Origin of the sequence: Xanthomonas sp. NCPPB 3005 (assembly GCF_041228095.2) — a bacterium.
Taxonomy (GTDB): Bacteria; Pseudomonadota; Gammaproteobacteria; order Xanthomonadales; family Xanthomonadaceae; genus Xanthomonas_A; species Xanthomonas_A bonasiae.
On the sequence record NZ_CP166096.2, the window covers coordinates 2,471,019 to 2,495,426 of the forward strand.

21 protein-coding genes are annotated in these 24,408 nt (G+C 69.3%); 12 read left to right on the forward strand and 9 right to left on the reverse strand.

Annotated elements, in window-relative coordinates; all coding sequences use genetic code 11:
* The first annotated feature begins 16 nt into the window (after nucleotides 1-16).
* Entirely contained in the window at nucleotides 17-370 is a 354-nt protein-coding gene (locus AB8810_RS10640; RefSeq protein ID WP_369916459.1) for a HesB/IscA family protein, read from the forward strand.
* A gap of 15 nt (nucleotides 371-385) precedes the next feature.
* Here the strand turns inward: AB8810_RS10640 and AB8810_RS10645 are convergent, their stop codons facing one another.
* The gene (locus AB8810_RS10645; protein ID WP_369916460.1) at nucleotides 386-1,174 is read right to left on the reverse strand and encodes a 4'-phosphopantetheinyl transferase; all 789 of its coding nucleotides are present in this window, start codon (nucleotides 1,172-1,174) and stop codon (nucleotides 386-388) included.
* Nucleotides 1,175-1,602: 428 nt separating this feature from the next.
* Between AB8810_RS10645 and rpsF the strand changes: the two genes are divergently transcribed.
* The 5 genes from rpsF (at nucleotide 1,603) to zipA (ending at nucleotide 7,485) form a co-directional block, all read left to right on the forward strand.
* Nucleotides 1,603-2,037 (forward strand): 30S ribosomal protein S6, encoded by a 435-nt coding sequence (rpsF, locus tag AB8810_RS10650; protein ID WP_003473337.1) that lies wholly within the window; start codon nucleotides 1,603-1,605, stop codon nucleotides 2,035-2,037.
* Between the two features lie 11 nt (nucleotides 2,038-2,048).
* Nucleotides 2,049-2,279, forward strand: coding sequence for a 30S ribosomal protein S18 (gene rpsR, locus AB8810_RS10655; protein WP_003473336.1), 231 nt, complete (start codon nucleotides 2,049-2,051; stop codon nucleotides 2,277-2,279).
* Between the two features lie 228 nt (nucleotides 2,280-2,507).
* Nucleotides 2,508-2,957 carry a 50S ribosomal protein L9 gene (gene rplI, locus AB8810_RS10660; RefSeq protein ID WP_179565049.1) on the forward strand — a complete coding sequence of 150 codons (450 nt, stop codon included), beginning with the start codon at nucleotides 2,508-2,510 and terminating at the stop codon, nucleotides 2,955-2,957.
* A 228-nt stretch (nucleotides 2,958-3,185) separates the two neighbouring features.
* Nucleotides 3,186-6,689 carry a chromosome segregation protein SMC gene (smc, locus tag AB8810_RS10665; RefSeq protein ID WP_369916461.1) on the forward strand — a complete coding sequence of 1,168 codons (3,504 nt, stop codon included), beginning with the start codon at nucleotides 3,186-3,188 and terminating at the stop codon, nucleotides 6,687-6,689.
* Nucleotides 6,690-6,747: 58 nt separating this feature from the next.
* Nucleotides 6,748-7,485 (forward strand): cell division protein ZipA, encoded by a 738-nt coding sequence (gene zipA / locus AB8810_RS10670; protein WP_206228875.1) that lies wholly within the window; start codon nucleotides 6,748-6,750, stop codon nucleotides 7,483-7,485.
* 125 nt (nucleotides 7,486-7,610) lie between these two features.
* Here the strand turns inward: zipA and AB8810_RS10675 are convergent, their stop codons facing one another.
* Nucleotides 7,611-8,735, reverse strand: a complete 1,125-nt coding sequence (locus tag AB8810_RS10675) for a pyridoxal phosphate-dependent aminotransferase (RefSeq protein WP_369916462.1) — start codon at nucleotides 8,733-8,735, stop codon at nucleotides 7,611-7,613.
* 332 nt (nucleotides 8,736-9,067) lie between these two features.
* Between AB8810_RS10675 and ligA the strand changes: the two genes are divergently transcribed.
* The 5 genes from ligA to gyrA all read left to right on the forward strand — a co-directional run bounded on the left by ligA (nucleotide 9,068) and on the right by gyrA (nucleotide 17,673).
* The gene (ligA, locus tag AB8810_RS10680) at nucleotides 9,068-11,584 is read left to right on the forward strand and encodes an NAD-dependent DNA ligase LigA (protein WP_369916463.1); all 2,517 of its coding nucleotides are present in this window, start codon (nucleotides 9,068-9,070) and stop codon (nucleotides 11,582-11,584) included.
* 40 nt (nucleotides 11,585-11,624) lie between these two features.
* Nucleotides 11,625-12,584, forward strand: a complete 960-nt coding sequence (gene epmA, locus AB8810_RS10685; protein ID WP_369916464.1) for an EF-P lysine aminoacylase EpmA — start codon at nucleotides 11,625-11,627, stop codon at nucleotides 12,582-12,584.
* A gap of 139 nt (nucleotides 12,585-12,723) precedes the next feature.
* Nucleotides 12,724-13,431 carry a DUF3011 domain-containing protein gene (locus AB8810_RS10690; protein WP_179565037.1) on the forward strand — a complete coding sequence of 236 codons (708 nt, stop codon included), beginning with the start codon at nucleotides 12,724-12,726 and terminating at the stop codon, nucleotides 13,429-13,431.
* A 125-nt stretch (nucleotides 13,432-13,556) separates the two neighbouring features.
* Nucleotides 13,557-14,621 (forward strand): S-methyl-5-thioribose-1-phosphate isomerase, encoded by a 1,065-nt coding sequence (gene mtnA / locus AB8810_RS10695; RefSeq protein WP_206256894.1) that lies wholly within the window; start codon nucleotides 13,557-13,559, stop codon nucleotides 14,619-14,621.
* A 211-nt stretch (nucleotides 14,622-14,832) separates the two neighbouring features.
* The gene (gene gyrA / locus AB8810_RS10700; RefSeq protein WP_369916465.1) at nucleotides 14,833-17,673 is read left to right on the forward strand and encodes a DNA gyrase subunit A; all 2,841 of its coding nucleotides are present in this window, start codon (nucleotides 14,833-14,835) and stop codon (nucleotides 17,671-17,673) included.
* 473 nt (nucleotides 17,674-18,146) lie between these two features.
* On the opposite strand, the gene AB8810_RS10705 is transcribed toward gyrA, so the two are convergent.
* Together AB8810_RS10705 and AB8810_RS10710 are read right to left on the reverse strand one after the other, a co-directional pair.
* Entirely contained in the window at nucleotides 18,147-19,025 is an 879-nt protein-coding gene (locus AB8810_RS10705) for an AraC family transcriptional regulator (RefSeq protein ID WP_369916466.1), read from the reverse strand.
* Nucleotides 19,026-19,661: 636 nt separating this feature from the next.
* Nucleotides 19,662-20,516 (reverse strand): hypothetical protein, encoded by an 855-nt coding sequence (locus AB8810_RS10710; protein ID WP_369916467.1) that lies wholly within the window; start codon nucleotides 20,514-20,516, stop codon nucleotides 19,662-19,664.
* Nucleotides 20,517-20,659: 143 nt separating this feature from the next.
* On the opposite strand from AB8810_RS10710, the gene AB8810_RS10715 reads away from it, so the two are divergent.
* Nucleotides 20,660-21,067, forward strand: coding sequence for a hypothetical protein (locus AB8810_RS10715; RefSeq protein ID WP_191824101.1), 408 nt, complete (start codon nucleotides 20,660-20,662; stop codon nucleotides 21,065-21,067).
* Between the two features lie 348 nt (nucleotides 21,068-21,415).
* Here the strand turns inward: AB8810_RS10715 and AB8810_RS10720 are convergent, their stop codons facing one another.
* The 5 genes from AB8810_RS10720 to AB8810_RS10740 form a co-directional block, all read right to left on the reverse strand.
* On the reverse strand, nucleotides 21,416-21,808 hold the full coding sequence (locus AB8810_RS10720) for a DUF3037 domain-containing protein (RefSeq protein ID WP_179565029.1): 393 nt from the start codon (nucleotides 21,806-21,808) through the stop codon (nucleotides 21,416-21,418).
* Complete coding sequence (locus AB8810_RS10725; protein ID WP_206228882.1) at nucleotides 21,786-22,562, reverse strand: HipA family kinase; 777 nt, start codon at nucleotides 22,560-22,562, stop codon at nucleotides 21,786-21,788. Before AB8810_RS10725 ends, AB8810_RS10720 begins: the two co-directional genes overlap by 23 nt.
* Before the next feature lie 131 nt (nucleotides 22,563-22,693).
* A complete protein-coding gene (locus AB8810_RS10730) occupies nucleotides 22,694-23,320 on the reverse strand; it encodes a TetR/AcrR family transcriptional regulator (protein WP_179565027.1) in 627 nt (208 codons plus the stop codon).
* Nucleotides 23,320-23,577, reverse strand: coding sequence for an acyl-CoA-binding protein (locus tag AB8810_RS10735; protein WP_184410100.1), 258 nt, complete (start codon nucleotides 23,575-23,577; stop codon nucleotides 23,320-23,322). Before AB8810_RS10735 ends, AB8810_RS10730 begins: the two co-directional genes overlap by 1 nt.
* Nucleotides 23,578-23,674: 97 nt before the next feature.
* Nucleotides 23,675-24,406 carry a hypothetical protein gene (locus AB8810_RS10740; RefSeq protein ID WP_179565023.1) on the reverse strand — a complete coding sequence of 244 codons (732 nt, stop codon included), beginning with the start codon at nucleotides 24,404-24,406 and terminating at the stop codon, nucleotides 23,675-23,677.
* Nucleotides 24,407-24,408 lie beyond the last annotated feature (2 nt).

A 24,408-nucleotide genomic window follows, 5' to 3' on the forward strand; every position in this document is an offset into this window, starting at 1 on the left:
CCCGGAGTCGTTCGCCATGGCCATCCATCTCACTCCCGTCGCTTTCGAGCGCGTGCAGCGCTTCGTCGCCCAGACCCCCGGCGCGCTGGGCCTGCGCTTCGGCGTCGAACGCACCGGCTGCTCGGGTTGGGGCCACGTCACCGAGCTGGCACGCGAAGCGCACCCGGACGATGCGGTGTTCGAGCAGGATGGGGTGCGCATCTACGTCAACGCCGCCAGCCTGCCGCTGGTCGACGGCACCGAGATCGATTTCGCCAAGCAGGGCCTGGGCGAGACCTTCATCTTCCGCAATCCCAACGCCACCGCCGAATGCGGCTGCGGCGAGAGCTTCACCACCGACGCCGAGCATGCGGCGGCCGCCGCGCGCTGAGCGCCGGCGCTGCGCTCACCACGCGTAGTGGGTCAGCACCAGCTGCGGATCCAGGTCCAGCCGCGCAAAACCGATCTCGCAGGCCTGGCCTTCGACGAACTGCGCGCATAGCGTCTCGGTGAGCCGCAGGCGCAGGCGCTGCCGCACCGGATCGACCCCGCAGACGCGGGCTGCGGCGAAGTCGAAATAACGCCCGACCGCGCCGAACGCGGCCTTGAACAGGCTTTCCTTGGCCGAGAACAGCGCGGTCAGCAGCGCATCGTGCGACCACTGCGGGTTGGCCGCGGCCGCCAGCAGCTCGGCTTCTTGCGCATCGATCGCCACGCCCAGCACGGCCTCGCGCGCGGCCGGCGCGAGCAGCCGTTCCAGGTCGATGCCGATGCCATGGGCCTGGCCGGCCGGCAGCGCCACTGCCGCCGCGCAGCCGCCGCTATGGGAAATGCTGCCGAGGCCGCCGGCCGGCCAGCGCGGCTCGCGCGCCGCGCCGATCGCGATTTCGGCCCGCGCCTGCGCCGGGCCGAGCGCCTCGTCCAGCGCCAGCCGCGCGGCCAGGCGCCCGAACAGGAATTCCGCCTGGCGCTTGCGCACGCTGCGCGCGACGCTGTCCGGGCAGGCGATCGTCGCTGCGGCGAAGGCCTGCGAGTGGAAGCGCTCGGCATCGAACCCCAGCGCGTACAGCGGCGTGCCGTCGTGCAGCAGGTAGCGGTGTGCACTGCGCAGGGCGGTGGCGACCGCCGGCGGCAGGTCCAGCTGCAGCGGCTGGCCGACGCGCAGGGCAGGGTCGGCGTCCAGGCGGGCGCTCAATGCGCGTACCCGGCCGACATGCCGCGTATGCGAAAGGGGAGCGCGGCGCTTTCGGCGCGGCCTACTCGCGCAGGCCTGGCCGCAGGGTCGCGGCCTGCGGCAGCGTGCAGGGCAGGCCGCTGCGCGGGCAGGCGTGCAGGAAGCGCGGTGGCGTCGGTGGCTGAGGGTGCGGGCGGTGTGCGGTTCACCCGGCCAGTGTCGCAAAACCGGCGCCGGCGCGGCAGCGGCCCGGGCGGGCGCATCGTCTGCAGCCGGTGGCACCCGCTCAGGGCGGGTGGACAGCCCCCGCCTTGCGGCGCGGCCTCTGCGCTGCCATACTTTCCGGCTTCCTGCGCCTGTCGTGGCGGGATCCCTTGCCCCACCGCACCCGTTTTGGGCTTCGCGGGGGGCTGTCCGGCCCTCGGGCCACATCCGAAAGGTATAACCACATGAGTCGTCATTACGAAATCGTGTTCCTGGTCCATCCGGACCAGAGCGAGCAGGTCCCGGCCATGATCGAGCGCTACAAGTCGCTGGTCGAGAACGGCAGCGGCACCATCCACCGTCTGGAAGACTGGGGCCGCCGCCAGCTGGCGTACCCGATCCAGAACCTGGTGAAGGCGCACTACGTCATGCTCAACATCGAAGTGGACCAGGCCATCCTCGCCGAACTGGTCGAGAGCTTCCGCTTCAACGACGCCGTGCTGCGCCACCTGGTGATCAAGCGCGACGGCCCGGATACCGAGCAGTCGCTGATCATGAAGAGCAAGGACGAGAAGGGCGACAAGCCCGAGCGTAGCGAGCGCCGTCGCCGCGACGACGAGGAAGGCGATGCGCCTGCCGCCGCCACCGAAACCGACGGCGACGCCGCCGAAGCCGCCTAAGGAGCACTGCCATGTCCAAGTTCTTCCGTCGTCGCAAGTTCTGCAAGTTCACCGCCGAGGGCGTCAAAGAGATCGATTACAAGGATCTCAACACCCTGCGCCAGTACCTCACCGAGAACGGCAAGATCGTGCCGAGCCGCGTGACCGGCACCAAGTCCAAGTACCAGCGTCAGCTGGCCACGGCGGTCAAGCGCTCGCGTTTCCTGGCGCTGATCCCGTACACGGACAACCACGACATCTGATGTGACCGCTCCGGAAGCGCCCGCACGGTTGTGCGGGTCCTTCCGGGCAACAGCCCACGCATCCGTGCGCGGGCTACTCAATATGAAGTCTGGCGATCGAAGAGTGCGGCGTTGCTCGGGGATTTTGCGATTCCCGATTCCCGATTCCCGATTCCCGGCTTTTCCTATTCGGACAGCAAGCGTTGCGGGCGCCTTCGGGCGTGCGCTAACGAATAACGGAGCAACACCATGCAACTGATTCTTCTGCAGAAAGTCACCAACCTGGGCGGCCTCGGCGACAAGGTCGATGTCAAGCCGGGCTATGGCCGCAACTTCCTGGTGCCGCAGGGCAAGGCCGTGCCGGCCACCGCCGCCAACATCGCCGAGTTCGAAGCCAAGCGCGCCGAGTACGAAGCCAAGGCACAGTCGATCCACGCCGACGCCGAGGCCCGTGCGGCCAAGCTGGAAGGCGCCAGCGTGACGGTCAAGGCCAACGCGTCCACCGAAGGCAAGCTGTACGGCTCGGTCGGCCCGCGCGACATCGCCGAGGCGTTCACCGCCGCCGGCCTGCCGCTGGAAAAGGGCGAAGTGGTGCTGGGCGAAGGCGCGTTCCGTAACATCGGCGAGTACGAGGTGCTGGTGCGCCTGCACGCCGACGTCGAGACCACGGTCAAGGTCGTGGTCGAAGCCGAAGCCTGATCCACGGCTTCATGCTGTACCGAAACGGGCACCGCAAGGTGCCCGTTTCGTTTGCGGCCTCCGGCCCCGGCCCTCGCTGGGTGCCGTTATACTCATCGGTTCGTGCCTGTTTCCTGTCCGGCGATCGTAGTCGTATCAAGGACTTGGAAGCGGGACTTCACCTGGATATTCATTAGCGGCAGCGCGTGCCGGCCCGCCGGCCGCCGCCTGCCATGGATTGCCTGCCCCATGCGCCTGTCGACCATCAAGCTGTCCGGCTTCAAGTCCTTCGTCGATCCGACCACGCTGCACCTGCCGACCAACATGACCGGCATCGTCGGTCCGAACGGCTGCGGCAAGTCGAACATCATCGACGCGGTGCGCTGGGTGATGGGCGAAAGCTCGGCCAGCCGCCTGCGCGGCGACTCGCTGACCGACGTGATCTTCTCCGGCTCCTCGGCGCGCAAGCCGGTGTCGCAGGCCACGGTGGAGCTGATCTTCGACAACTCCGACCACACCATTTCCGGCGAGTACGCCTCGTTCAACGAGATCTCGGTCAAGCGCCAGGTCAGCCGCGACGGCAGCAGCAGCTACTACCTCAACGGCACCAAGTGCCGGCGCCGCGACATCACCGACCTGTTCCTCGGCACCGGCCTGGGCCCGCGCAGCTACTCGATCATCGAGCAGGGCATGATCAGCCAGATCATCGAGGCGCGCCCGGAAGACCTGCGCGTGTACCTGGAAGAGGCCGCCGGCATCTCCAAGTACAAGGAGCGGCGCAAGGAGACCGAGACCCGCATCCGCCATACCCGCGAGAACCTGGAGCGGCTGGGCGACCTGCGCGAGGAGATCGGCAAGCAACTCGAGCACCTCAAGCGCCAGGCGCGCCAGGCCGAGCAGTACCAGGCGCTGCAGGAAGAGCGCCGGGTCAAGGACGCGCAGTGGAAGGCGCTGGAATACCGCGGCCTGGACGGCAAGCTGCAGGGCCTGCGCGAGGCGCTGGGCCAGGAAGAGACGCGCCTGCAGCAGTTCATCGCCGAGCAGCGCGAGGCCGAGGCGCGGATCGAGACCGGCCGCGTGCGCCGCGAGGAAGCCGCCGACGCCCTGAGCAAGGCCCAGGCCGAGGTCTACCAGGTCGGCAGCACCCTGGCGCGCATCGAGCAGCAGATCCAGCACCAGCGCGACCTGTCGCAGCGCCTGCACAAGGCGCGCGACGAAGCGCAGCTGGCGCTGGCCGAACTCGGCCAGCACATCAGCGGCGACGAGGCCAAGCTGGCGCTGCTGCGCGAGTCGGTGGACATCGCCGGTCCGCAGCTGGAGCAGCTGCAGGAAGACAACGAATACAAGCAGGAAGCGCTGCGCGACGCCGAGGCCAGGCTGGCCGACTGGCAGCAGCGCTGGGAAGCGCACCAGCGCTACACCGCCGAGGCCTCGCGCGCCGGCGAAGTGGAGCGCACCCGCGTCGATTATCTGGACCGGCAGTCGCTGGAAGCCGAGCGCCGCCGCGAAGCGCTGGCCGCCGAGCGCGCCGGGCTGGACCTGGACGCGCTGGCCGCCGCGTTCGAACAGGTGGAGCTGCAGCACGAGACCCAGCGCGCCGCGCTGGACGGGCTCAACGAACAGGTCGAGACCCGCAAGCAGGCGCTGACCGCGCTGCAGGAACAGCAGCGCGGCGCGCAGGCGGAGCTGGCCGAGGTGCGCAAGCAGGCGCAGGCCGCGCGCGGCCGGCTGTCGTCGCTGGAAACCCTGCAGCAGGCCGCGCTCGGCCAGGAGCAGGGCGCCGCGGTGGCCTGGCTGAAGGCGCGCGGGCTGGATTCGGCGGCGCGCGTGGGCGAGCGCATCAGCGTCGAAAGCGGCTGGGAAAACGCGGTCGAAGGCGCGCTCGGGCAGTTGATCGAAGGCGTGCTGGTCGCTGCGCCGGAGACCCTGGTCGACGCGCTGGGCGAACTCGGCGAAGGCCGCATCGCGCTGGTCAGCAGCGACGAGGAGGCCGGCCACTTCGCGCTGACCTCGCTGGCCGCCAAGGTGCAGGGGCCGATCGCGATCCGCCGGCTGCTGTCGCGGCTGCACGCGGCCGAGGACCTGGCCGCCGCACGCGCCTTGCTGCCGCAGCTGGGCGAGGGCGACTCGGTCATCACCCGCGACGGCGCGCGGCTGGGCGAAGGCTGGCTGCGCGTGTCGCGCTCCGGCGCGGCCAAGCAGGGCGCGTTGCTGCGCGAGCGCGATATCCAGGCGCTGCGCGGCCAGATCGATGCGCTGCAGGACCGCGAAGCGGAACTGGACCAGCGCCTGGCGAGCCTGCGCGAGCAGTCGCTGGCCGCCGAGCAGCAGCGCGAGGAAGCGCAGCGCCAGCTGTACCAGGCGCACCGCAGCGTGTCCGAACTGGCCGGGCAACTGCAGAGCCAGCAGGGCAAGGTGGACGCCGCGCGCACCCGCATCGAGCGCATCGAGACGGAAATCGCGCAGCTGCTGGAAACGCTGGACAGCAGCCGCGAGCAGGCGCGCGAGGCGCGCTCCAAGCTGGAAGACGCGGTCACCAGCATGGGCGACCTGGAAAGCACCCGGCATACGCTGGAGAGCGAGCGTCGCCAGCTCACCGAAGCGCGCGACCTGGCCCGCGATGCCGCGCGCCGGGTGCGCGAGGCCTCGCATGCGCTGGCCCTGACCCTGGAATCGCAACGCACCCAGATTGCCTCGCTGAGCCAGGCGCTGGAGCGCATGGGCAACCAGCGCGGGCAACTGGATTCGCGCCTGGGCGAACTCAGCGCGCAGCTGAGCGAAGGCGATTCGCCGGTGCATGCGCTGGAAGCCGAGCACCAGGCGGCCCTCAGCGAACGCGTGCGCACCGACCGCGCGCTCGGCGAGGCGCGCGCGCTGCTGGACGGCATCGACAACGAATTGCGCGGCCTGGAACAGACCCGCCAGCAGCGCGACGAACAGGCCCTGGCGCAGCGCGAGCGTATCGCCCAGCGCCGCCTCGACCAGCAGGCGCTGGTGCTCAGCGCCGAGCAACTGTCGGCGGCCGTGGTCAAGGCCGGCTTCGTGCTCGAGGACGTGATCAACGGCCTGCCCGAACAGGCCGATCCGGCCGAGTGGGAGCAGGTGGTGCAGCAGATCGACGGACGCATGCGCCGCCTGGAGCCGGTCAACCTGGCCGCGATCAGCGAATACGGCGAGGCCGCGCAGCGCGCCGAATACCTGGAAGCGCAGGACATCGATCTGAACACCGCACTGGAAACCCTGGAGGACGCGATCCGCAAGATCGACCGCGAGACCCGCGGCCGCTTCAAGGACACCTTCGACCGGGTCAATTCCGGCGTGCAGGCGCTGTATCCGCGCCTGTTCGGCGGCGGCCACGCCTATCTGGAACTGACCGGCGAAGACCTGCTCGACACCGGCGTGGCGATCATGGCGCGTCCGCCCGGCAAGCGCGTGTCCAGCATCTCGCTGCTGTCCGGCGGCGAGAAGGCGATGACCGCGGTGGCGCTGGTGTTCGCGATCTTCCAGCTCAACCCGGCGCCGTTCTGCCTGCTCGACGAGGTCGACGCGCCGCTGGACGAAGCCAACGTCGGCCGCCTGGCGGCGATGGTCAAGGAAATGAGCGAGAAGGTGCAGTTCCTGTTCGTCAGCCACAACAAGGCCACGATGGAAGCGGCGCACCAGCTCAGCGGCGTGACCATGCGCGAGCCGGGCGTCAGCCGCCTGGTCAGCGTGGACCTCGAGGAAGCCGCGCGTTTGGCGGGCGCGGCCTGACGTGACATGCTAAATACCTTGTCTTCCCCCTACGCACCCCTGCCGGAGTAACCCCCGAATGTCCGACATGGCAATGCTGCGCATCGGCATCCTCGCCGCCGGTCTGTTGCTGATCGCGGCGATCTTTCTGTTCGGCCGCCCGAAGAAACCGACCCAGGGCCGGCGCGTGGAGCCGGCCGACCCGGCCGCACCGCGCCGCGAACCTTCGCTCGGCGATGCCGCGACGCCCGCCGACGGCGACGCGATCGCCGCACCCGACCAGGACGGTGCCCTCGGCCAACCCGAACTGGGCCTGTCCGCCGCCGAGGCGGCCAACGCCGAACTCGGCAAGCGGCCGAGCCAGGACTTCGACAAGATCGTCTCGCTGTACGTCGCCGCGCGCGCCGGCCAGGTGCTGCGCGGCGAGGACATCGTCGTCGCCGCCGAGAAGACCGGGCTGGTGTTCGGCCACATGAGCGTGTTCCACCGCCTGGTCGAAGGCCATCCCGAGCGCGGCCCGATCTTCAGCATGGCCAGCATCATGAAGCCGGGCAGTTTCGACATGGCCCACATCCGCGAGATGGAGACCCCGGCGATCGCGTTCTTCCTGACCCTGCCGGCGCCGCTGACCGCGCTCGACGCCTGGGAAAAGATGCTGCCGACCGTGCAGCGCATGGGCGAACTGCTCGACGGCGTGGTCCTGGACGACAGCCGCAACGCCCTCGGCCGCCAGCGCATCGCCCACATCCGCGACGAACTGCGCGCCTACGACCGGCAGCATCAGGCGCCCCCGTTGACCAAGGCGCCGCGCTGGTAGCGTGGCGCCGGGAATTGGGAAAGGGGAATCGGGAATAGGAAAAGCGAGGCGAGCCGGCGGTGCCGAAATCGCGCCGGGACCCGCTTTCACGATTCCCGATTCTCCATTCCCGATTCCCAAGCGCGCTATTTGCGCGCTTTCAACACCGCCTCACGAAACCGCAGCATCTCCGCCTCGGTGCCGACGGTGACGCGCACCAGCTTCGGCCAGATCGGCCAGCTGCGGCCGATCATCACCCCCTGCTTGGCCATCGCCGCGGCGAACGCCTTGCCGTCGCGCTTGACGTCGACCATGAAGCAGTTGGCCTGCGACGGCAGGCACTTGTAGCCCTTGCTCTGCAGCCAGGCGATGGTCTCGTTGCGGATCCGCGCATTCTCCGCGCGCCGCGCCGGCACCAGTTGCACGTCGCGCAGGCTGGCGATGCCGGCGGCCACCGCGGGGATCGCCACCGGGTTCTCGCCGAACGCGGCCAGCTTGGTCAACAGTCCCGGCGAGGCCACCGCCAGGCCCAGGCGCAGCCCGGCCATGCCGTACAGCTTGGAGAAGGTGCGCAGCACCAGTAGGTCTTGCCGCTGGCCGATCAGGTCGATCACCGAGGGCTGCTCGCTGTAGTGGATGTAGGCCTCGTCGACCAGCAAGACGCTGGAAGCGGGCTTGTTGGCCAGCAGCCATTCGATGTCGGCGCGCGCGGTGATCGAGCCGGTCGGATTGTTCGGGTTGCACAGGTAGATCAGCCCGGCGTTCGGATCGACGCTGGCCATCGCCTTGACGTCGTGCCCGCCGTCGGCGCGCAGCGGCACCCGCCGCACCGGCGCGCCGTGCGCGGCGGCGACATCGGCGACCGCTTCGAAGGTCGGATCGGCCACCACCACGCCGGCGCGGGCCGAGGTGAACGCACGCGCGGCGCGGTTGAGCGGGTCGCTGGAGCCGGGATAGACCGCGACGTGATCGCTGGGCAATTGCTGCTCGCCGGCGAACAGCGCGATCAGGTCGTTCTGCAGTTCGAACAGATAGCGGCCGGCGCGCGGCAGGATCGCCTGCGCCGCATCCAGCGCGGCCGGCGCCGGACCCAGCGGACATTCGTTGAAGTTCAGATAGACCGGGCCGACCGCCGGCGCCACGCCGGGCGTCGCGACCGCAGCCGCCTTGCGCTTTGCCGCTTCCGCAGCGGGCGCCAGGCCCAGTGCGCCGACCGCCAGGCCCGAGGTGGCGAGGGAAAGGAAGGAACGGCGCGAAACCGGTAGCGACACGGGCACTCTCCAGCGAAACGTCAGGGCGGGGAGGCAAACCTAATGTTTCCTTAACGTTTCGGCAAGTTTTCTGAATAGTGGGAAAACAGGGACTCGGGAAAGGGGAGTGGGGAATCGGGAAAGCACGGCGCTGCGATCGGAGCGTTCGCTCGAGCCCCTCTCCCCCCGGGAGAGGGGTTGGGGTGAGGGTACGTCCGCCGCGCTACCGGTCCCCCATCTTCAGAGCCCCAATCCGAATCCCCAATCTCCAATCCCGGCCTCACCCGCATTTCCCCTTGCCAGGCACGCAGTTACTATCGCCTCCCTCTCCGTCACCAGGTCCCCGGCCGCGCATGACCGCCACGCCCGATCTCCAGCAGCGCGCCGCCGACTTGCGCCAGCGCATCGAAGACGCCAACGACCGCTACTACGTGCACGACGATCCGTCGATCACCGATGCCGAGTACGACGCGTTGATGCGCGAGCTGGAGGCGCTGGAAGCCGAGCACCCGCAGCTGGCGCGCGACGACTCGCCGACCCGCACCGTCGGCGCGCGGCCGGACGGCGGCTTCCCGGAAGTGCGGCATGCGATCCCGATGCTGTCGCTGGCCAACGCGTTCGAGACGCCGGGTGTGGCCGAGGATGCCGACGACCGCGAGCGCTTCGCCGAGGTCGCCGATTTCGAGCGGCGTATCGAGCGCGCACTGGACCTGGCTGCGCCGGTGTTCTCGGTCGAGCCGAAGCTGGACGGCCTGGCGATCAGCCTGCGCTACGAGGACGGCGTGTTCGTGCAGGGCGCCACCCGCGGCGACGGCAGCACCGGCGAGGACGTCACCGCCAACCTGCGCCAGGTGCGCTCGATACCGTTGAAGCTGCGCGACCTGGGCACGCCGTTTCCGGCGGTGCTGGAGGTGCGCGGCGAGATCTACATGCCGCGCGCGGCCTTCGCCGCCTGGAACGCCAAGGCGCTGGAACGCAACGAGAAGCTGCTCGCCAATCCGCGCAACGGCGCCGCCGGTTCGCTGCGCCAGCTCGATCCTGCGGTCACCCGGCGGCGGCCGCTGGCGTTCTTCGCCTATTCGGTCGGCGAGGTGCGCGGCCTGGAACTGCCCGAGACCCATTCGCAGACCCTGGCCCTGTTGCGCCGCTATGGCTTCCCGGTGGCGCCCGAGGTCGCGACGGCGACCGGCTTCGACGGCCTGATCGCGTACTTCCGCCGCATCGGCGCCAGGCGCGACGCGCTGCCGTACGACATCGACGGCGTGGTCTACAAGCTCGACGACTACGACCAGCAGGCGGCGATGGGCTTCGTCTCGCGCGCGCCGCGCTGGGCGCTGGCGCACAAGTTCCCGGCGCAGGAACAGTCCACCGTGCTGCGCGCGATCGAAGTGCAGATCGGCCGCACCGGCGCGGTCACCCCGGTGGCGCGGCTGGAACCGGTGCAGGTCGCCGGGGTCACCGTCACCAACGCGACCTTGCACAACGCCGACCAGATCGCGCGGCTGGATGCGCGCGAAGGCGACACCGTGATCGTGCGCCGCGCCGGCGATGTGATTCCCGAAGTGGTGCGGGTCATCGAAGAACGCCGTCCCGCCGGCACGCTGCCGTGGACGATGCCGGCCACGTGCCCGGTGTGCGGCTCGGAGCTGGTCAAGGAAGAGGACGCGGTGGCCTGGCGCTGCAGCGGCGGTCTGGCCTGCGCGGCGCAGCGCAAGGAGGCCGTGCGCCATTTCGCCTCGCGCCGGGCCATGGACATCGAGGGCCTGGGCGATCGCCAGGCCGATGCCCTGGTCGAATTCGGTTTCGTGCAGTCGCTGGCCGACCTGTACGCGCTGAGCGTCGAAGACCTGGTGCGGATGAAGGCGGCGCTGGACGCGGCGACCGCGGCCGACCTGGTGCAGGCCGTGAACGACAGCAAGGGCGCGCTGATGCTCGATGCGCGGGCGCAGGCGCTGCTGGCGCAGGAATCCCCGGACTGGAAGCGCGCCGACTTCCTGCGTGCGCACCTGGCCGTGGATCTGGGCGGCAAGCTGGCGACGAAATGGGCGGAGAACCTGGTCGCCGGGATCGCCGCCAGCCGCGACACCACGTTGCCGCGCTTCCTGTTCGCGCTGGGCATCCCGCACCTGGGCGAGACCACCGCCAAGGCGCTCGCGCACTGGCTGGGATCGCTTGACTTCGTGCGTAGCACGCCGGCGGTGCTGCTGCAGGCGCTGCCCGATATCGGCGGCGAGGTCGCGCGATCGATCGCGACCTTCTTCGAACAACTCGGCAACGCGGCCGTGGTCGATGCGCTGGTCCAGGCCGGCATCCGCTTCGCCGACGAGGGCGCGCCGCCGGCGGAACTGCGCGAGCGGCTCGACCTGGCGCACCTGCTGACCACGCTGCCGGTGGACAAGCTCGGCGGCAAGAGCGCGCAACGGCTGGCCGCGACCTACGGCACGCTCGATGCGCTGCTGCGCGCCAACGAAAGCGGCTGGACCGGCGCCGGGCTGTCGGCGGCGGGCGCGGCCAATCTCGCCGCCTATCTGGCCGATGACGCGCGGCTGCAGGCGTTGCGCGCCGCCGACGCGGCGATGCGGCGCCTGCTCGACGCGGCGCCGGCGCCGGCCGCGCGCCGCGCCGCGCCGCTGGACGGGCAGAGCGTGGTGCTGACCGGCACCCTGCAGCAACTCAGCCGCGATGCGGCCAAGGCGCGCCTGGAAGCGCTGGGCGCGAAGGTCGCCGGCAGCGTGTCGAAGAAGACCAGCTTCGTCGTCGCCGGCGCCGAGGCCGGTTCCAAGCTGGACAAGGCGCAGGAACTGGGCGTTGCGGTGTGGGACGAGGCGCAGTTGCTGGCCTTGCTCGGCGAGCACGAGGGGCAGGGGTGAGCCGGCTTCCGGGCGCGACGCACCCGATCGGATCGCCGCGATGAGCGAGGCCGTGGACATCGCGGCGCTGCGCCTGCGCGCCGCGCTCAACGCGCGCATTCGCGCCTTCTTCGCCGCGCGCGACGTGCTCGAGGTGGAGACGCCGATGCTGTCGGCGGCCGGCAACACCGAACCCAACATCGACAGTTTCCAGACCCGCTTCAGCGGCCATGTCGATGCCGGCCCGGCGCTGCGCTGGCTGCGCACCTCGCCCGAGTATCCGCTCAAACGCCTGCTGGCCGCCGGCGTCGGCGATTGCTACGAACTCGGCCGGGTGTTCCGCAACGGCGAGGCCGGCGGCCGCCACAATCCCGAATTCACCATGCTCGAGTGGTACCGGGTCGGCTGGCATCATCTGCAGCTGGTGGACGAGACCGTGGCGCTGGTGCGCGAGGCGCTGGCGCTGGTCGCGCGCACGGCGACGCTGCAGGTCGTCACCTATCGGCAACTGTTCCTGGATACGCTGGGCATCGATCCATTGCTGGCGCCGCTCGATGCGCTGCAGCAGCCATTGCGCGACATCCGCATCGACGCTGCAGGGCTGACCCGCGACGACTGGCTCGACCTGCTGATGACCCATCGCCTGCAAGCGGCGTTTCCGGCCGACCGCATCACCGTGGTCCACGACTGGCCGGCCACGCAGTGCGCGCTGGCGCGCATCCGCGACGAACAACCGCCGGTGGCCGAACGCTTCGAACTGTACCTGGGCGGCTACGAGCTGGCCAACGGCTACCACGAACTCAACGACGCGGCCGAGCAGCGGCGCCGCTTCCTGCGCGATCACGCGCTGCGCCGCGAACGCGGCGCGCAACTGCCGCCGCTGGACGAGCGTCTGCTGCAGGCCTTGCCGGCGCTGCCCGACTGCGCCGGCGTCGCGGTCGGCGTGGATCGCCTGCTGATGGCGATGCGCGGCACCGCGTCGATCGGCGATGTGCTCGCCTACGATTTCGCGCGAGCCTGAACCGTGCGTTGTTCATGTAGCATCTTCTTGCTTTGTCGACATCGATGATGGTTTGATCCAGCCCAGCATGCGGTCGATGCGCGATATCGGTGGAGTGGTCTTCGTTGTTCAGGTTCCACGCATAGGGGCAGAGCCAAGCATGAAGTGGTCGTACGGGCTCGGTAGCTGGTGTTGGCTGGGGTTGGCGGTATCGGCGTGTCCGGCGAAGGCGTTCGCCCAGGCGCCGGACGGTTACGACGCCGCGGTGGTGCGGTGCGAATCGCGCGACATGAGTTGGGTGCATTGCCCGATGCCGACCGAACAGGGCGTGGAATTGATCCGGCAATTGTCCGACAACGACTGCATCCGCGGCAGCGAATGGGGCTCGGACGGCACCGGGGTGTGGGTGACGCTGGGCTGCCGCGCCGAGTTCCGTTCCAATCCGCCCGAGCCCACGCGCAGCGCGATGCGCCGCGTGCTGCGCTGCGAATCCGACGGCCGGGTCGAGAGCTGCCCGGTGATGCTGCGCGGCGCGCCGGTACGGCTGATGCGCCAGCTGTCCTCGGTGCCGTGCCGCGAGGAGCGCAGCTGGGGCGTGCGCCGCAACGAGATCTGGGTGTCGCGCGGCTGTCGAGGCGAGTTCGAGATCGGCGCCAGCGACGGGTCCGGCTTCCCGGTCGGCGCGCGTCCGGTGTTGTGCGAATCCAAGGGCCGCTCGCGGCGCCGCTGCGGGGTCAGCATCCACAACAGCGTGCAGCTACGCCGGCAGCTGTCCGGCACCGCCTGCGTGCAGGACGACAGCTGGGGCTGGGACCGCGACGGCATCTGGGTGGACAAGGGCTGCCGCGCGGAATTCAGCGTCAACTGAGCATCGCAGCCACCGCGCGCCGACGCTGCGCCGAGCGCCAGGCAGGGCCCATGGCAACCGCACGCAGCGCCGCTTCTGCGAATCCCCAATCCCCAATCCCCAATCCCCGCCGTTAAAATAGCCGGATGAACGCCGACCTCGATATCGACTACGCCCGCTACGACCATATCCGCCCGATCCTGTGGACCGGCGAGGCACTGGAGCTGCTGGACCAGCGCAAGCTGCCGTTCGTGGTCGAGCACGTGCAATGCACCGACAGCGACCAGGTCGCCGACGCGATCCACACCCTGGCGGTGCGCGGTGCGCCGGCGATCGGCATCGCCGCCGGCTGGGGCGTGGTGCTGGCCGCGCGCGACGTGCAGGCCGACGACGGCGCACAGGCGCTGGCCAAGCTGGAACCGGCGCTGCAGCGGCTCAATGCGGCGCGGCCGACCGCGGTGAACCTGGCCTGGGCGCTGATGCGGATGCGCAAGGCGCTGGCCGCGGCCGGCGCCGACTGGCGCGAGGCGATCGCACGCCAGGCGCAGGCGATCGCCGAGGAAGACCTGGCCGCCAACCGCCACATGGGCGCGCTCGGCGCGGGCCTGATCGCGCCCGGCAGCGGCGTGCTGACCCATTGCAACACCGGGTCGCTGGCCACCGCCGGCTTCGGCACCGCGCTGGGCGTGATCCGCGCCGGCATGGCCCAGGGCCGCATCGCCAAGGTGTTCGCCGGCGAGACCCGGCCGTGGCTGCAGGGCGCGCGGCTGACCGTGTGGGAACTGCAGCAGGACGGCATCGACGCGACCCTGATCGCCGATTCGGCCGCGGCGCATCTGATGAAGACCGGCGCGGTGCAGTGGGTGATTGTCGGCGCCGACCGCATCTGCGCCAACGGCGACACCGCCAACAAGATCGGCACCTACCAGTTGGCGATCGCCGCGCGCCACCACGGCGTCAGGTTCATGGTGGTGGCGCCGTGGTCCACCGTGGACATGGACACCGCCGACGGCGCGCAGATCGAGATCGAGCAGCGCGACCCGGGCGAGCTGTTCGGCGTGGGCGGGGTGCGTACCGTGGCCGAGGGCATCGCCGCCTGGAACCCGGTGTTCGACGTGACCCCGGCCGAATTGATCGATGCCATCGTCACCGAACGCGGGGTGATCGAACGGCCGGATCCCGAGCGCATGCGCGCCGCGTTCGGCGGCTGAGCCGCGGCAACCGCGCCAGCCGCCCTGCACGGCCCCGCAAATCCACGCAAGTGCTTGTTCGGGCCGGCAAAAACCGGGCATTCGCGCGCCCGTCATGATAGAATCCGGCGGTTCGATCGACCGCTGCGCGCCGTAGATTTTCGGTGCCGGCAGGCCCGCTTGCCGCGGGCCGGCGTCCTGGTCGATTAGCCACCAGACTTACGGAACCCGAATGGCAGAATCCGCCAAGGAAATCATCCAGGTCAACCTGGAAGACGAGATGCGCAAGAGCTACCTCGATTACGCGATGAGCGTGATCGTGGGGCGTGCCCTCCCGGATGCGCGCGACGGCCTCAAGCCGGTGCATCGCCGCGTGTTGTTCGCGATGAACGAGCTGGGCGCGCACAGCAACAAGCCCTACTACAAGTCGGCGCGTATCGTCGGCGACGTCATCGGCAAGTACCACCCGCACGGCGACCAGTCGGTGTACGACACGCTGGTGCGCATGGCGCAGCCGTTCTCGCTGCGCTACCTGATGGTGGACGGGCAGGGCAACTTCGGTTCGGTCGACGGCGACTCCGCGGCGGCGATGCGTTACACCGAGGCGCGCATGTCGCGGCTCGCCCACGAGATGATGGCCGACATCGACAAGGAAACCGTCGATTTCCAGCCCAACTACGACGAGAAGGAACTGGAGCCGACGGTCATGCCGACCCGGTTCCCGAGCCTGCTGGTCAACGGTTCGGCCGGCATCGCGGTGGGCATGGCGACCAACATCCCGCCGCACAACCTGACCGAATCGATCAACGCCTGCCTGGCGCTGATCGACAATCCGCAGATCGACGTCGACGGGCTGATGGAATACATCCCCGGCCCGGATTTCCCCACCGCCGGCATCGTCAACGGCACCAGCGGTATCGTCGCCGGCTACCGCACCGGCCGCGGCCGCGTGCGCATGCGCGCCAAGGCCGAGATCGAGATCCAGGACAACGGCCGCGAAGCGATCGTGGTCAACGAGATCCCGTACCAGGTCAACAAGGCGCGGCTGATCGAGAAGATCGCCGAGCTGGTCAAGGAAAAGAAGCTCGAAGGCATCAGCGAACTGCGCGACGAGTCCGACAAGGACGGCATGCGCATCTACATCGAGATCAAGCGCGGCGAAGCCGCCGATGTGGTGCTGAACAACCTGTACCAGCAGACCCAGATGGAGTCGGTGTTCGGCATCAACATGGTGGCGCTGGTCGATGGCCGCCCGCAGCTGATGAACCTCAAGCAGATGCTGGAGGCGTTCGTCCGCCACCGTCGCGAAGTGGTCACCCGCCGCACCATCTTCGAACTGCGCAAGGCGCGCGCCCGCGCGCACATCCTCGAAGGCCTGACCGTCGCGCTCGCCAACATCGACGAGATGATCGAGCTGATCAAGACCTCGGCCAACCCGACCGAGGCGCGCGAGCGCATGCTGGCCAGGCGCTGGGACGCGGGCCTGGTCGGCGCGCTGCTCGGCGCCGCCGGTGCCGATGCCTCGCAGCCGGAAGACCTGCCGGCCGGCGTCGGCCTGCTCGCCGACGGCTACCAGCTGACCGAAGTGCAGGCCTCGCAGATCCTGGAAATGCGCCTGCACCGCCTGACCGGGCTGGAGCAGGAGCGCCTGACCGAGGAATACAAGCAACTGCTGGAAGCGATCGCCGGGCTGATCCGGATCCTGGAAAACCCCGACGTGCTGCTGCAGGTGATCCGCGAGGAGCTGATCAGCATCCGCGAGGAATACGGCGATGCGCGCCGCACCGAGATCCGCCACAGCGAGGAAGACCTCGACATCCTCGACCTGATCGCGCCGGAAGACGTGGTGGTGACGCTGTCGCATGCCGGCTACGCCAAGCGCCAACCGGTCAGCGCGTACCGCGCGCAGCGCCGCGGCGGCCGCGGCCGCAGCGCCGCGGCGACCAAGGAAGAGGATTTCATCGACCAGCTGTGGCTGGTCAACACCCACGACACGCTGCTGACCTTCACCAGCAGCGGCAAGGTGTTCGCGCTGCCGGTGTACCAGTTGCCGGAGGCCGGCCCGAACGCGCGCGGCCGTCCGATCATCAACTGGATCCCGCTGGAGAACGGCGAGCGCGTGCAGGCGGTGCTCCCGGTGCGCGACTATGCCGGCGGCCGCTACGTGTTCTTCGCCACTCGCAACGGCATGGTCAAGAAGACCCCGCTCAGCGACTTCGCGTTCCAGCGCAAGGCCGGCAAGATCGCGATCAACCTCGACGAGGGCGATGCCCTGGTCGGCGTGGGCCTGACCGACGGCGAGCGCGATGTGCTGCTGTTCGCCTCCAACGGCAAGACCGTGCGCTTCTCCGAACGGCCCAAGGACGACGAGGCCGAGGACGGCGCCATCGACGAGGGCACGGGCGAGGACAACGGCGACGATGAGATCGCGCTGGCCGAGGCCGTCGAGGACGGCGACGACGCGCGCAGCCCGCGCCGCAAGAGCCGCGGTGGGGTCAAGCCGACCGGGCGCAGCAGCCGCGGCGTGCGCGGCATTCGCCTGGCCAAGAGCGAGTACGTGGTCAGCCTGATCGTGGCCGAGCCGGCCGTGGGCCAGGACGAGGATGCCGAGGACATCGAGATGGCGCCGGAGACGGAGGCCGACGTCGATGCCGAGGCCGTGGTGCGCAACGGCGACGAGCCCGATGCCTACATCCTCACCGCCACCGAGAACGGCTACGGCAAGCGCACTCCGCTGGCCGAGTACCCGCGCAAGGGCCGCGGCACGCAGGGCGTGATCGGCATCCAGACCAGCGAGCGCAACGGCAAGCTGGTCGGCGCGGTGCTGCTGAGCACCAAGGACGAGGTGTTGCTGATTTCCGATGGCGGCACCCTGGTGCGCACCCGCGCCTCGGAAATCTCCCGCGTCGGCCGCAACACCCAGGGCGTGACCCTGATCCGCCTGTCCAAGGGCGAGAAGCTGCAGGCGGTGGAGCGCCTGGACGGTTCGCTGGTCGAGGAAGAGCCGGCCGAGCCGATCGTGGGCGAAGCCGGCAGCGCCGAGATCGCCAGCGAGTTGCCGCCGGAAAGCTGATCGCGCGTGCTGGAGGCATACCACGACGCCGGCGTAATGCCGGCGTCGTCGTTTCTGGTGCGGTGAGGGCGCGGCATGACGCCGCCGCCGATGCAATGCAGGCACGCATGCCATGCGCGGCTTCTTCCGCACCTCATCCGCGCCTTCAGGACGAAAAGGCGGCCGACGGGAGAAGGAAACGTCCGCGGCGCGCTTTAGCCCCTCTCCCCGCGGGAGAGGGGTTGGGGTGAGGGTACGGCGCGAAGCGACTCGTGGAGTTGGGTACAGGAGGCTGCGCCCGTACCCTCATCCGGCCCTGCGTGCCGTGCCACCTTCCCCCTACGGAAGCAGGGAACTGTCGTGGTCAAGTTTCAGTGGCCACCGAGATAGGGGACTTCAGGCAGCAGCGTTCCCGCAATCGGCCGCTGATCGATCGCCGAACGTGGAGCGCAGTCCGCACCACCAAGGGTTCAGTTCTGGTCACCACCAGCAGGTCAGGCCTCCACAGGGACATGGAAGTCGATGAAGGACCCTGGCTTGTGCGGATCGAAGCGGCCGTCGTAGAGCTCAAAGTCGGGACCATCGACGACTCTTAAGCCCGAGGCCGGGATTAACTCGCCCCAGATGGATGCCAGCGCCTGTTTGACTTGCGGGTGCAGCGCCGTGCCATTGAGTGCGATGCGGAATACTGCGTAGGTCGCGGCCGGGATCTGCATCGTCGAAAAGTTGGTTGGCGGCACGCAGGCGGATTCGACGCCGACGCCCGCCATGTACTGAAAGCAGCCCTCAGCCTTGTCGACGACGGAGACGACGCCGTAGGTCGCCCAGCTCTGAACCTGGCCCGCGAATGGCAGCGCACCGATCAACGCCGACCACAACTGCGGGATCTCCGCCTTGCTGGCCTCGTCGAACTGGCGCGCGGGTCCGGCGACGCGGAAAGCCGGCATCGCTACGAGCTCGGGCAAGCGAAAGACGGATGTGTTGTGGGCGGTAGGGAGATGCATGGGATATTGGCCTTCGATGGGTTCGACCGCAAATCCGCTGCGGAACCGGCCAGGAGAGACGCCGAACAGGCGCTTGAACGCGCGCGTGAACGCCTCCTGAGACTCGAATCCGCAGTCGAACGCCAGGTCGACGAGCTTCAGATAAGGCTCATCGCAGAGCCGTCGGGCCCCGCGCACGAGTCTGCGGCCGCGCACGTGGGCCATCACGCTGCGGCCCATGCGCGCGGTGAACAGCCGCGAGAAGTGATACGGCGACAGGCCAGCGCGTGCTGCGACCTGTTCCAGAGTCAGCGACTGGTCGAGATGCTGCTCTATCCAGGCGACGACGCTCGAGAGCGGGTCGAGGACGAGTGGTGTCGTGCTGTTCATGGCCGCATCGTGTCAAAGTCAGGGCGCAGCGTCTTGACCGAATTTGCTGCGCGGAAGAGACGACCAATCACGGCTTGCCCACATAGCCAAGAGCTGCCGCCCGCCACTACCCGTGGCCGGTGGCCGAAATCCAATCTCCGGGTCCTGAAACCACTAGTTGGTCAAGATGGGGCGGTCGTTGGCTTACGGCCTGTCGCGGCTGGCCGGTTTGCTCGGCCTGGTACTGGGCCAGCCAGCGATGCACGGCACATCGACCAAATCCAGATCGCGGCATACCTGGCCCACGCTCAGGCCTTGGTCCCGGATCATCTGCACCGCCTACTACAGCTTGAAGGCGGTATCGAAGGTTCTATGCGAGCGGGATGTCATGTCGTGCTCGCTCCTCGTTGGCGATGATCATCCTCTATCGAGGTGTCCACGAGAATTAGACCAGGACAAAGGAACGGCCGATTAGCCCCTCTCCCACCGGGAGAGGGGTTGGGGTGAGGGTACGGCGCGAAGCGACTCGCAATGATCGATTGCATGAGGCTTCGCCCATACCCTCATCCGCCCTGCGGGGCATCCCCCCGAAAAAGGGGGCCATGGTCCCGATGGGAGAAGGGGACGGCCGCACATGCATGGCACTGCGGCCGCCAACTACTCCAACTGCTCGCGCGCGAACGCCGCGTCCAGCGCTTCCATCGCGTCGCGCGGCTTGAGCTTGGCGGCTTTTTCGAATGCGCCGGCAGCGGCGTCCTCGCGCTTGTCGCCGTGCAGCAGCAACAGCACATTGGCGTATTCGACATGCGCGATCGGCGCATCCGGCGTCAGCTTCAGCGCTTGCTGGATATGCTGCTCGGCGGTCGCGGCCTTGGCGCCGTAGGTGAGTCCGCCGATCATCGCGCCGACCTTGCCGATGATTTCGGCGTGGTACAGCGCCAGCGCCATGTGCGCCTCGGCGTGCTTGGGCTCCAGTTCCAGCGCGGCCTCCAGCGATTGCCGCACCTTGCCGGCGATGCCTTGCTTGAGCGCCTTGACGATGCTCAGCCCCTGGCTGTAACGGCCCAGCGCGAACGCGTGGCGATAGTGGCTGTTGGCCTCGTCCGGCAGCGCGGCGATCGCCGCTTCGGCCAGCGTCGCGGCCTGCTGCAGGCGCTGCAGTTTTTCCTTGTCGTCTTCGACCAGGTAGCTGGCGTGGATGCCCAGCGCCTTGACCGCGACCGAGGCGCCGAACACGCCCAGCGCCTGCCCGGCGCTGTAGGCCTGCTGGAACTGGCCCTGGTGGAAGGCGCGCCAGGCCTCGATCAGCGCTGCTGACAGCGTCTGCGCATCGTGGCCCTTGCCGGCCTTGCCGGCGGCAGCGAGCAGCGCCTGCGCGCGGGCCGGGTCCGGGAACGGCTCGCGGTCGCCGGCGTGCAGCTTGGGCCAGGCTTTCTTCAGCGCCTCGCCCGGGTAGGCGTAGGCGTTGGCGTCGTACGGAAACGGCGCCCATGCGGTCGGTTTTGCTGCCATGCCTGGCCTCCCTGGAGTTCGCGCCGAGCATGGCGCCGCGATGGCCGGCTGGCAAGCTGCACTGCGGATAGTGTGTTTGCTCAAGCCGCTGCCGCCAGCATGCGTCGCATCGGTGCCGCTGTCGGCATCCAAGGAGACCTGCGATGGCGACCAAGAAGCGTTCCACCTCTGCATCCCGATCCGAGACCCTGGCGCCGCGGCACCTGTGGCTGGCCGGCCTGGGCCTGGTGTCGCTGACCCGCAAGCGTGCGCTGGCCGCGGCCGCCGATGCCGCCAGCGGCGCAACCACGTTGAAGGCGCTGGTGGCGCAGCTGGCCGACGGCGCCGAAAGCAGCGTGCGCGAGGGCGCCGCGGCGCTGCGCGGCCAGGTGCAACCGTTGAGCGCCGAGGTCGAGGCGCGGCTGCAGCCGGTGCTGGTCAAGCTGGGCCTGCAGCCCAGGCCACGCGCCACGCCGCGCAAACGTGCGGCGGCGACCAAGACCGCGAAGCGGGCGACGAAGAAGACCGCTGCGCCACGCCGCGCGGCGAAGCGCAGCGCACGCTCGCCATAACAGCGCACGGCATCGCTGCCGGATGTGGGGCGCGTCGGGTGCGGGCACGGCGATCCGCGTGCCGCGTGCTGGATGCTGTCGCGGCTGAAGCCGCTCCTACAGGGGCTTGCGGCAGGTCTGCCGGGTGCGCTGTGGGAGGGAGGTCAGTCCGGACTGTGACCGGAGCCGGGAAGATCCGCCGCTGTGCCGGTCGCGGCTGGCGCCGCGCTTGAAAGGACGGTTGCGTGCCGGGTGGAAGGCGAGTCTACAGAGGGGCGCCGCGAGCTGCTTGAACGCGTTGCGGTAGCAACAGGGCTATGCGGTCGATCCGCCAATGTGCCGATGGAGGCCGGCCACCACGTCGGCGCGCTAGCGCGGCGTCCTGACCATGCGTTCGAGCAGATGCTCGACCACGCGCTCGGGCTGGGTGGTGCGACCGACGTGCGCGGAGGACATCTGGATGATGGAGCTGCGCCGCGCGGTCAGCCAGTGGAAGCGCGCGCGCGGCGGCAGCAGTGCGATCGGGCCGGCATCGGCGTCGCCGCGGCAGATCGCCGGGATCGCGTCCAGGTACGGACGCAGGCGTTCGATGTCCAGGGTCGGGTCCAGCGCGTGCAGCCGTGCCGGCGCCAGTTCGATCGCCGCATGCAGCAGCTTGGAGGTCGGGCACGACACGATCACCCCGACGTTGACGAATTCCTCGCGCTCCACCCGCGGCACCACGCGGATGACCGCGTAGTCATACGTGTGCAGCGTGGGCACGGAGCGCCTCCTCGACGAACGCCGCGCGCAGTAGCAGCCGCTGCTTGAGGTAATCGGCATAGGCCTGGCGATGCGCGTCCACGCTCGCGAAGCTGGCTTCGGCCTGCAGCCATGCGTCCGGGATCTGCGCCACGATCGCGTCGATGACCGCATCGGTCAGCCGCGGCGCCAGTTCCGCGTCGGCCTGGGCGATGGCGCTGGCGTAGGGCAGCAGCACGTGGTCGCGGATGCGCGCGAACGGCGAGGCGCAGGCGCTGCCGGCGTGCTCCCAGTCGTGGTGGAAATACAGCGCCGCGCCGTGGTCGATCAGCATCAGCTTGCCGTGCCAGACCATCAGGTTGGTGTTGCGCGCGGTGCGGTCGACATTGGTGACGAAGGCGTCGAACCAGACGATCGCCGAGGCCAGCGCCGGGTCCGGGCGCAAGGCGGCGGGGTCGTAGTTGATCGCGCCGGGCAGGTAGTCCAGCGCCAGGTTCAAGCCCTCGCTGGCGCGGATCAGGTCCTGGATTTCCGGATCCGGCTCGGTGCGCGCGAACTCGCGGTCGAGCAGCGCGAACACCAGTTCCGGCATCGGCAGGCCCAGCGCACGCGCCAGTTCGCCGCCCAGCAGTTCGGCGATCAACGCCTTCGGGCCTTGGCCGGCGCCGCGGAACTTCAGCACGTACAGGCCGTCGTCGTCGGCCTCGACCACCGCCGGCAGCGAGCCGCCTTCGCGCAGCGGGGTCACGTAGCGGGTGGCGACGACGGTTCTCACGCGGATTCCGGGCGGCGAGGGCAGGGCGGCAAGCCTAGCCGATGCCGGCCGCGCTTGGCGAATCGCTGCGCGCGGCGCACCTGGGACCTGGCGTCGCGTCGTCGCCTGCTGGGTGGGCGCGTTCCCCGCGCTCAGTCCAGATAGGCCTGCATCAGCGTGGCCAAGTGCGCGCGCTCGGCCTCGCGCAGGAACGGACTAATCAGCAGCATCACCTGCACGATGCCGTGGCGGATCGCCAGTTGCTCGTCCTTCTCGCCGCGCGCGGCGGCGTAGTTGAGCCAGAACGTGGCCACCACCAGCACGTTGGTGGCGATGCCGCCCAGTTCCTGCGCGGTGGCGCGCATCGCCCCGGCCTGCGCCAGGCCCTGGAACACCGCCTGGGTGCTGTCGTCGGCGCGGCGCAGGATGCGCGCGAAGCGCAGGCGCAGGCGTCGGCTGCGGCTGAGGATCTCGATCAGGTCGCGGTACAGGAAGCGGTAGTCCCAGATGCACTCGAACACCAGGTGCAGCTGCAGCCAGATGTCCTCCAGCCCGGGCAGGCGCGCGCTCGGCAACTCCAGCGCCGCGTCCATGCGCTCCTCGTAGCGCGCGAACAGGTGCTCGATGATGTCGTCCTTGTTGCGGAAGTGGTAGTACAGATTGCCCGGGCTGATCTCCAGCTCGTCGGCGATATGGTTGGTGGTGACGTGCGGCTCGCCCTGCGCGTTGAACATCGCCAGGGCCGTGTCGAGAATGCGCCGGCGGGTGTCGCGCGCCATCAGGCCAGCAGCTTCTTCACCAGGTCCACGTACTTCTTCTGCGCCTCGGCCTGCGGCATGCCCTTGAGCTTGGCCCAGGCCTCGTACTTGGCGGTGCCGACGAAGTCGAAGAACCCCGGCTTGGCGCCGGCGACGTCGCCTTCCGCGCCCTGTTTGTACAGCGCGTACAGGCGCAGCAAGGTGTCGTTGTCGGGACGCTCCTCGCGCTGCTTGATGTCCTTGGCCGCTTTTTCGAAGGCCGCCTTGATGTCTGCCATGTCGCTGCTCCCACCCGGATCGGGACGCATCACAGCACGCGCGACCGGTCCGGTCAACGCGGGCGCCAGGGGCGCGCGTTCGCCCGGTGGTGGTACGTCAGGCGACCGGTGCCGCGTGCAGTTCCGCGCTGGCCTGGGTCTGCGCCTGCCGCGCCAGCGATGCCTTGGCGGCGATCGAGCGGATGGCGTCGGTCACATCGGCGAGCGGGACGTGGCTGCTCAGCCGCTGGAACGTGTCGCGGCTGTTGTAGCCGGATCCGTCCTTCAGATATTGCTCGTACATCGCCAGCAGTTCGGTGCAGGCGGCGGTCAGGGTGTCCACGTTGCCCCTGGCCAGGGCGTGGCCGATCTGGTCCAGGCTGTGCAGGCAGTCGGAGAGCCAATGCAGGTCGTAGCGCGCGCTGCTCAGCTCCGGCGCGTTGTGGCCGCGGCTGTAGGCGCTGTAGCGGCGGATGCTCCGGGCCACCCGCGCCACGTGCGCGAGCAGCGTGCCGATCTCGGCGGAAATGTCCAGGCGTTCCATCACCAGGATCGGCACCGGTGGCCGCTCCACGGCCTGCTCGGCCGGCGGCGCGTCCTGCTGCGCCTGCAGTTCCAGCGTCTGCCGCAGGCTGGCGTAGGCCTGTTGCAGCGCCTCCAGCTCGCGCGCGCTGACGGCCGCACGCGCCTTCATCTGCGACAGCGCGGCCTGGTGGCGGGCGAGGCTGTCCTGCACGCTCGCCTGTTGTTGTTGTTCGCGGCGCAGGCGGCCGAAGAAGACCCAGGCGAGAACGGTGGCGGTGATCGCCCAGAGCGCGACGGCGGGAGTCAGGTAGATCAGGATGCCCATGA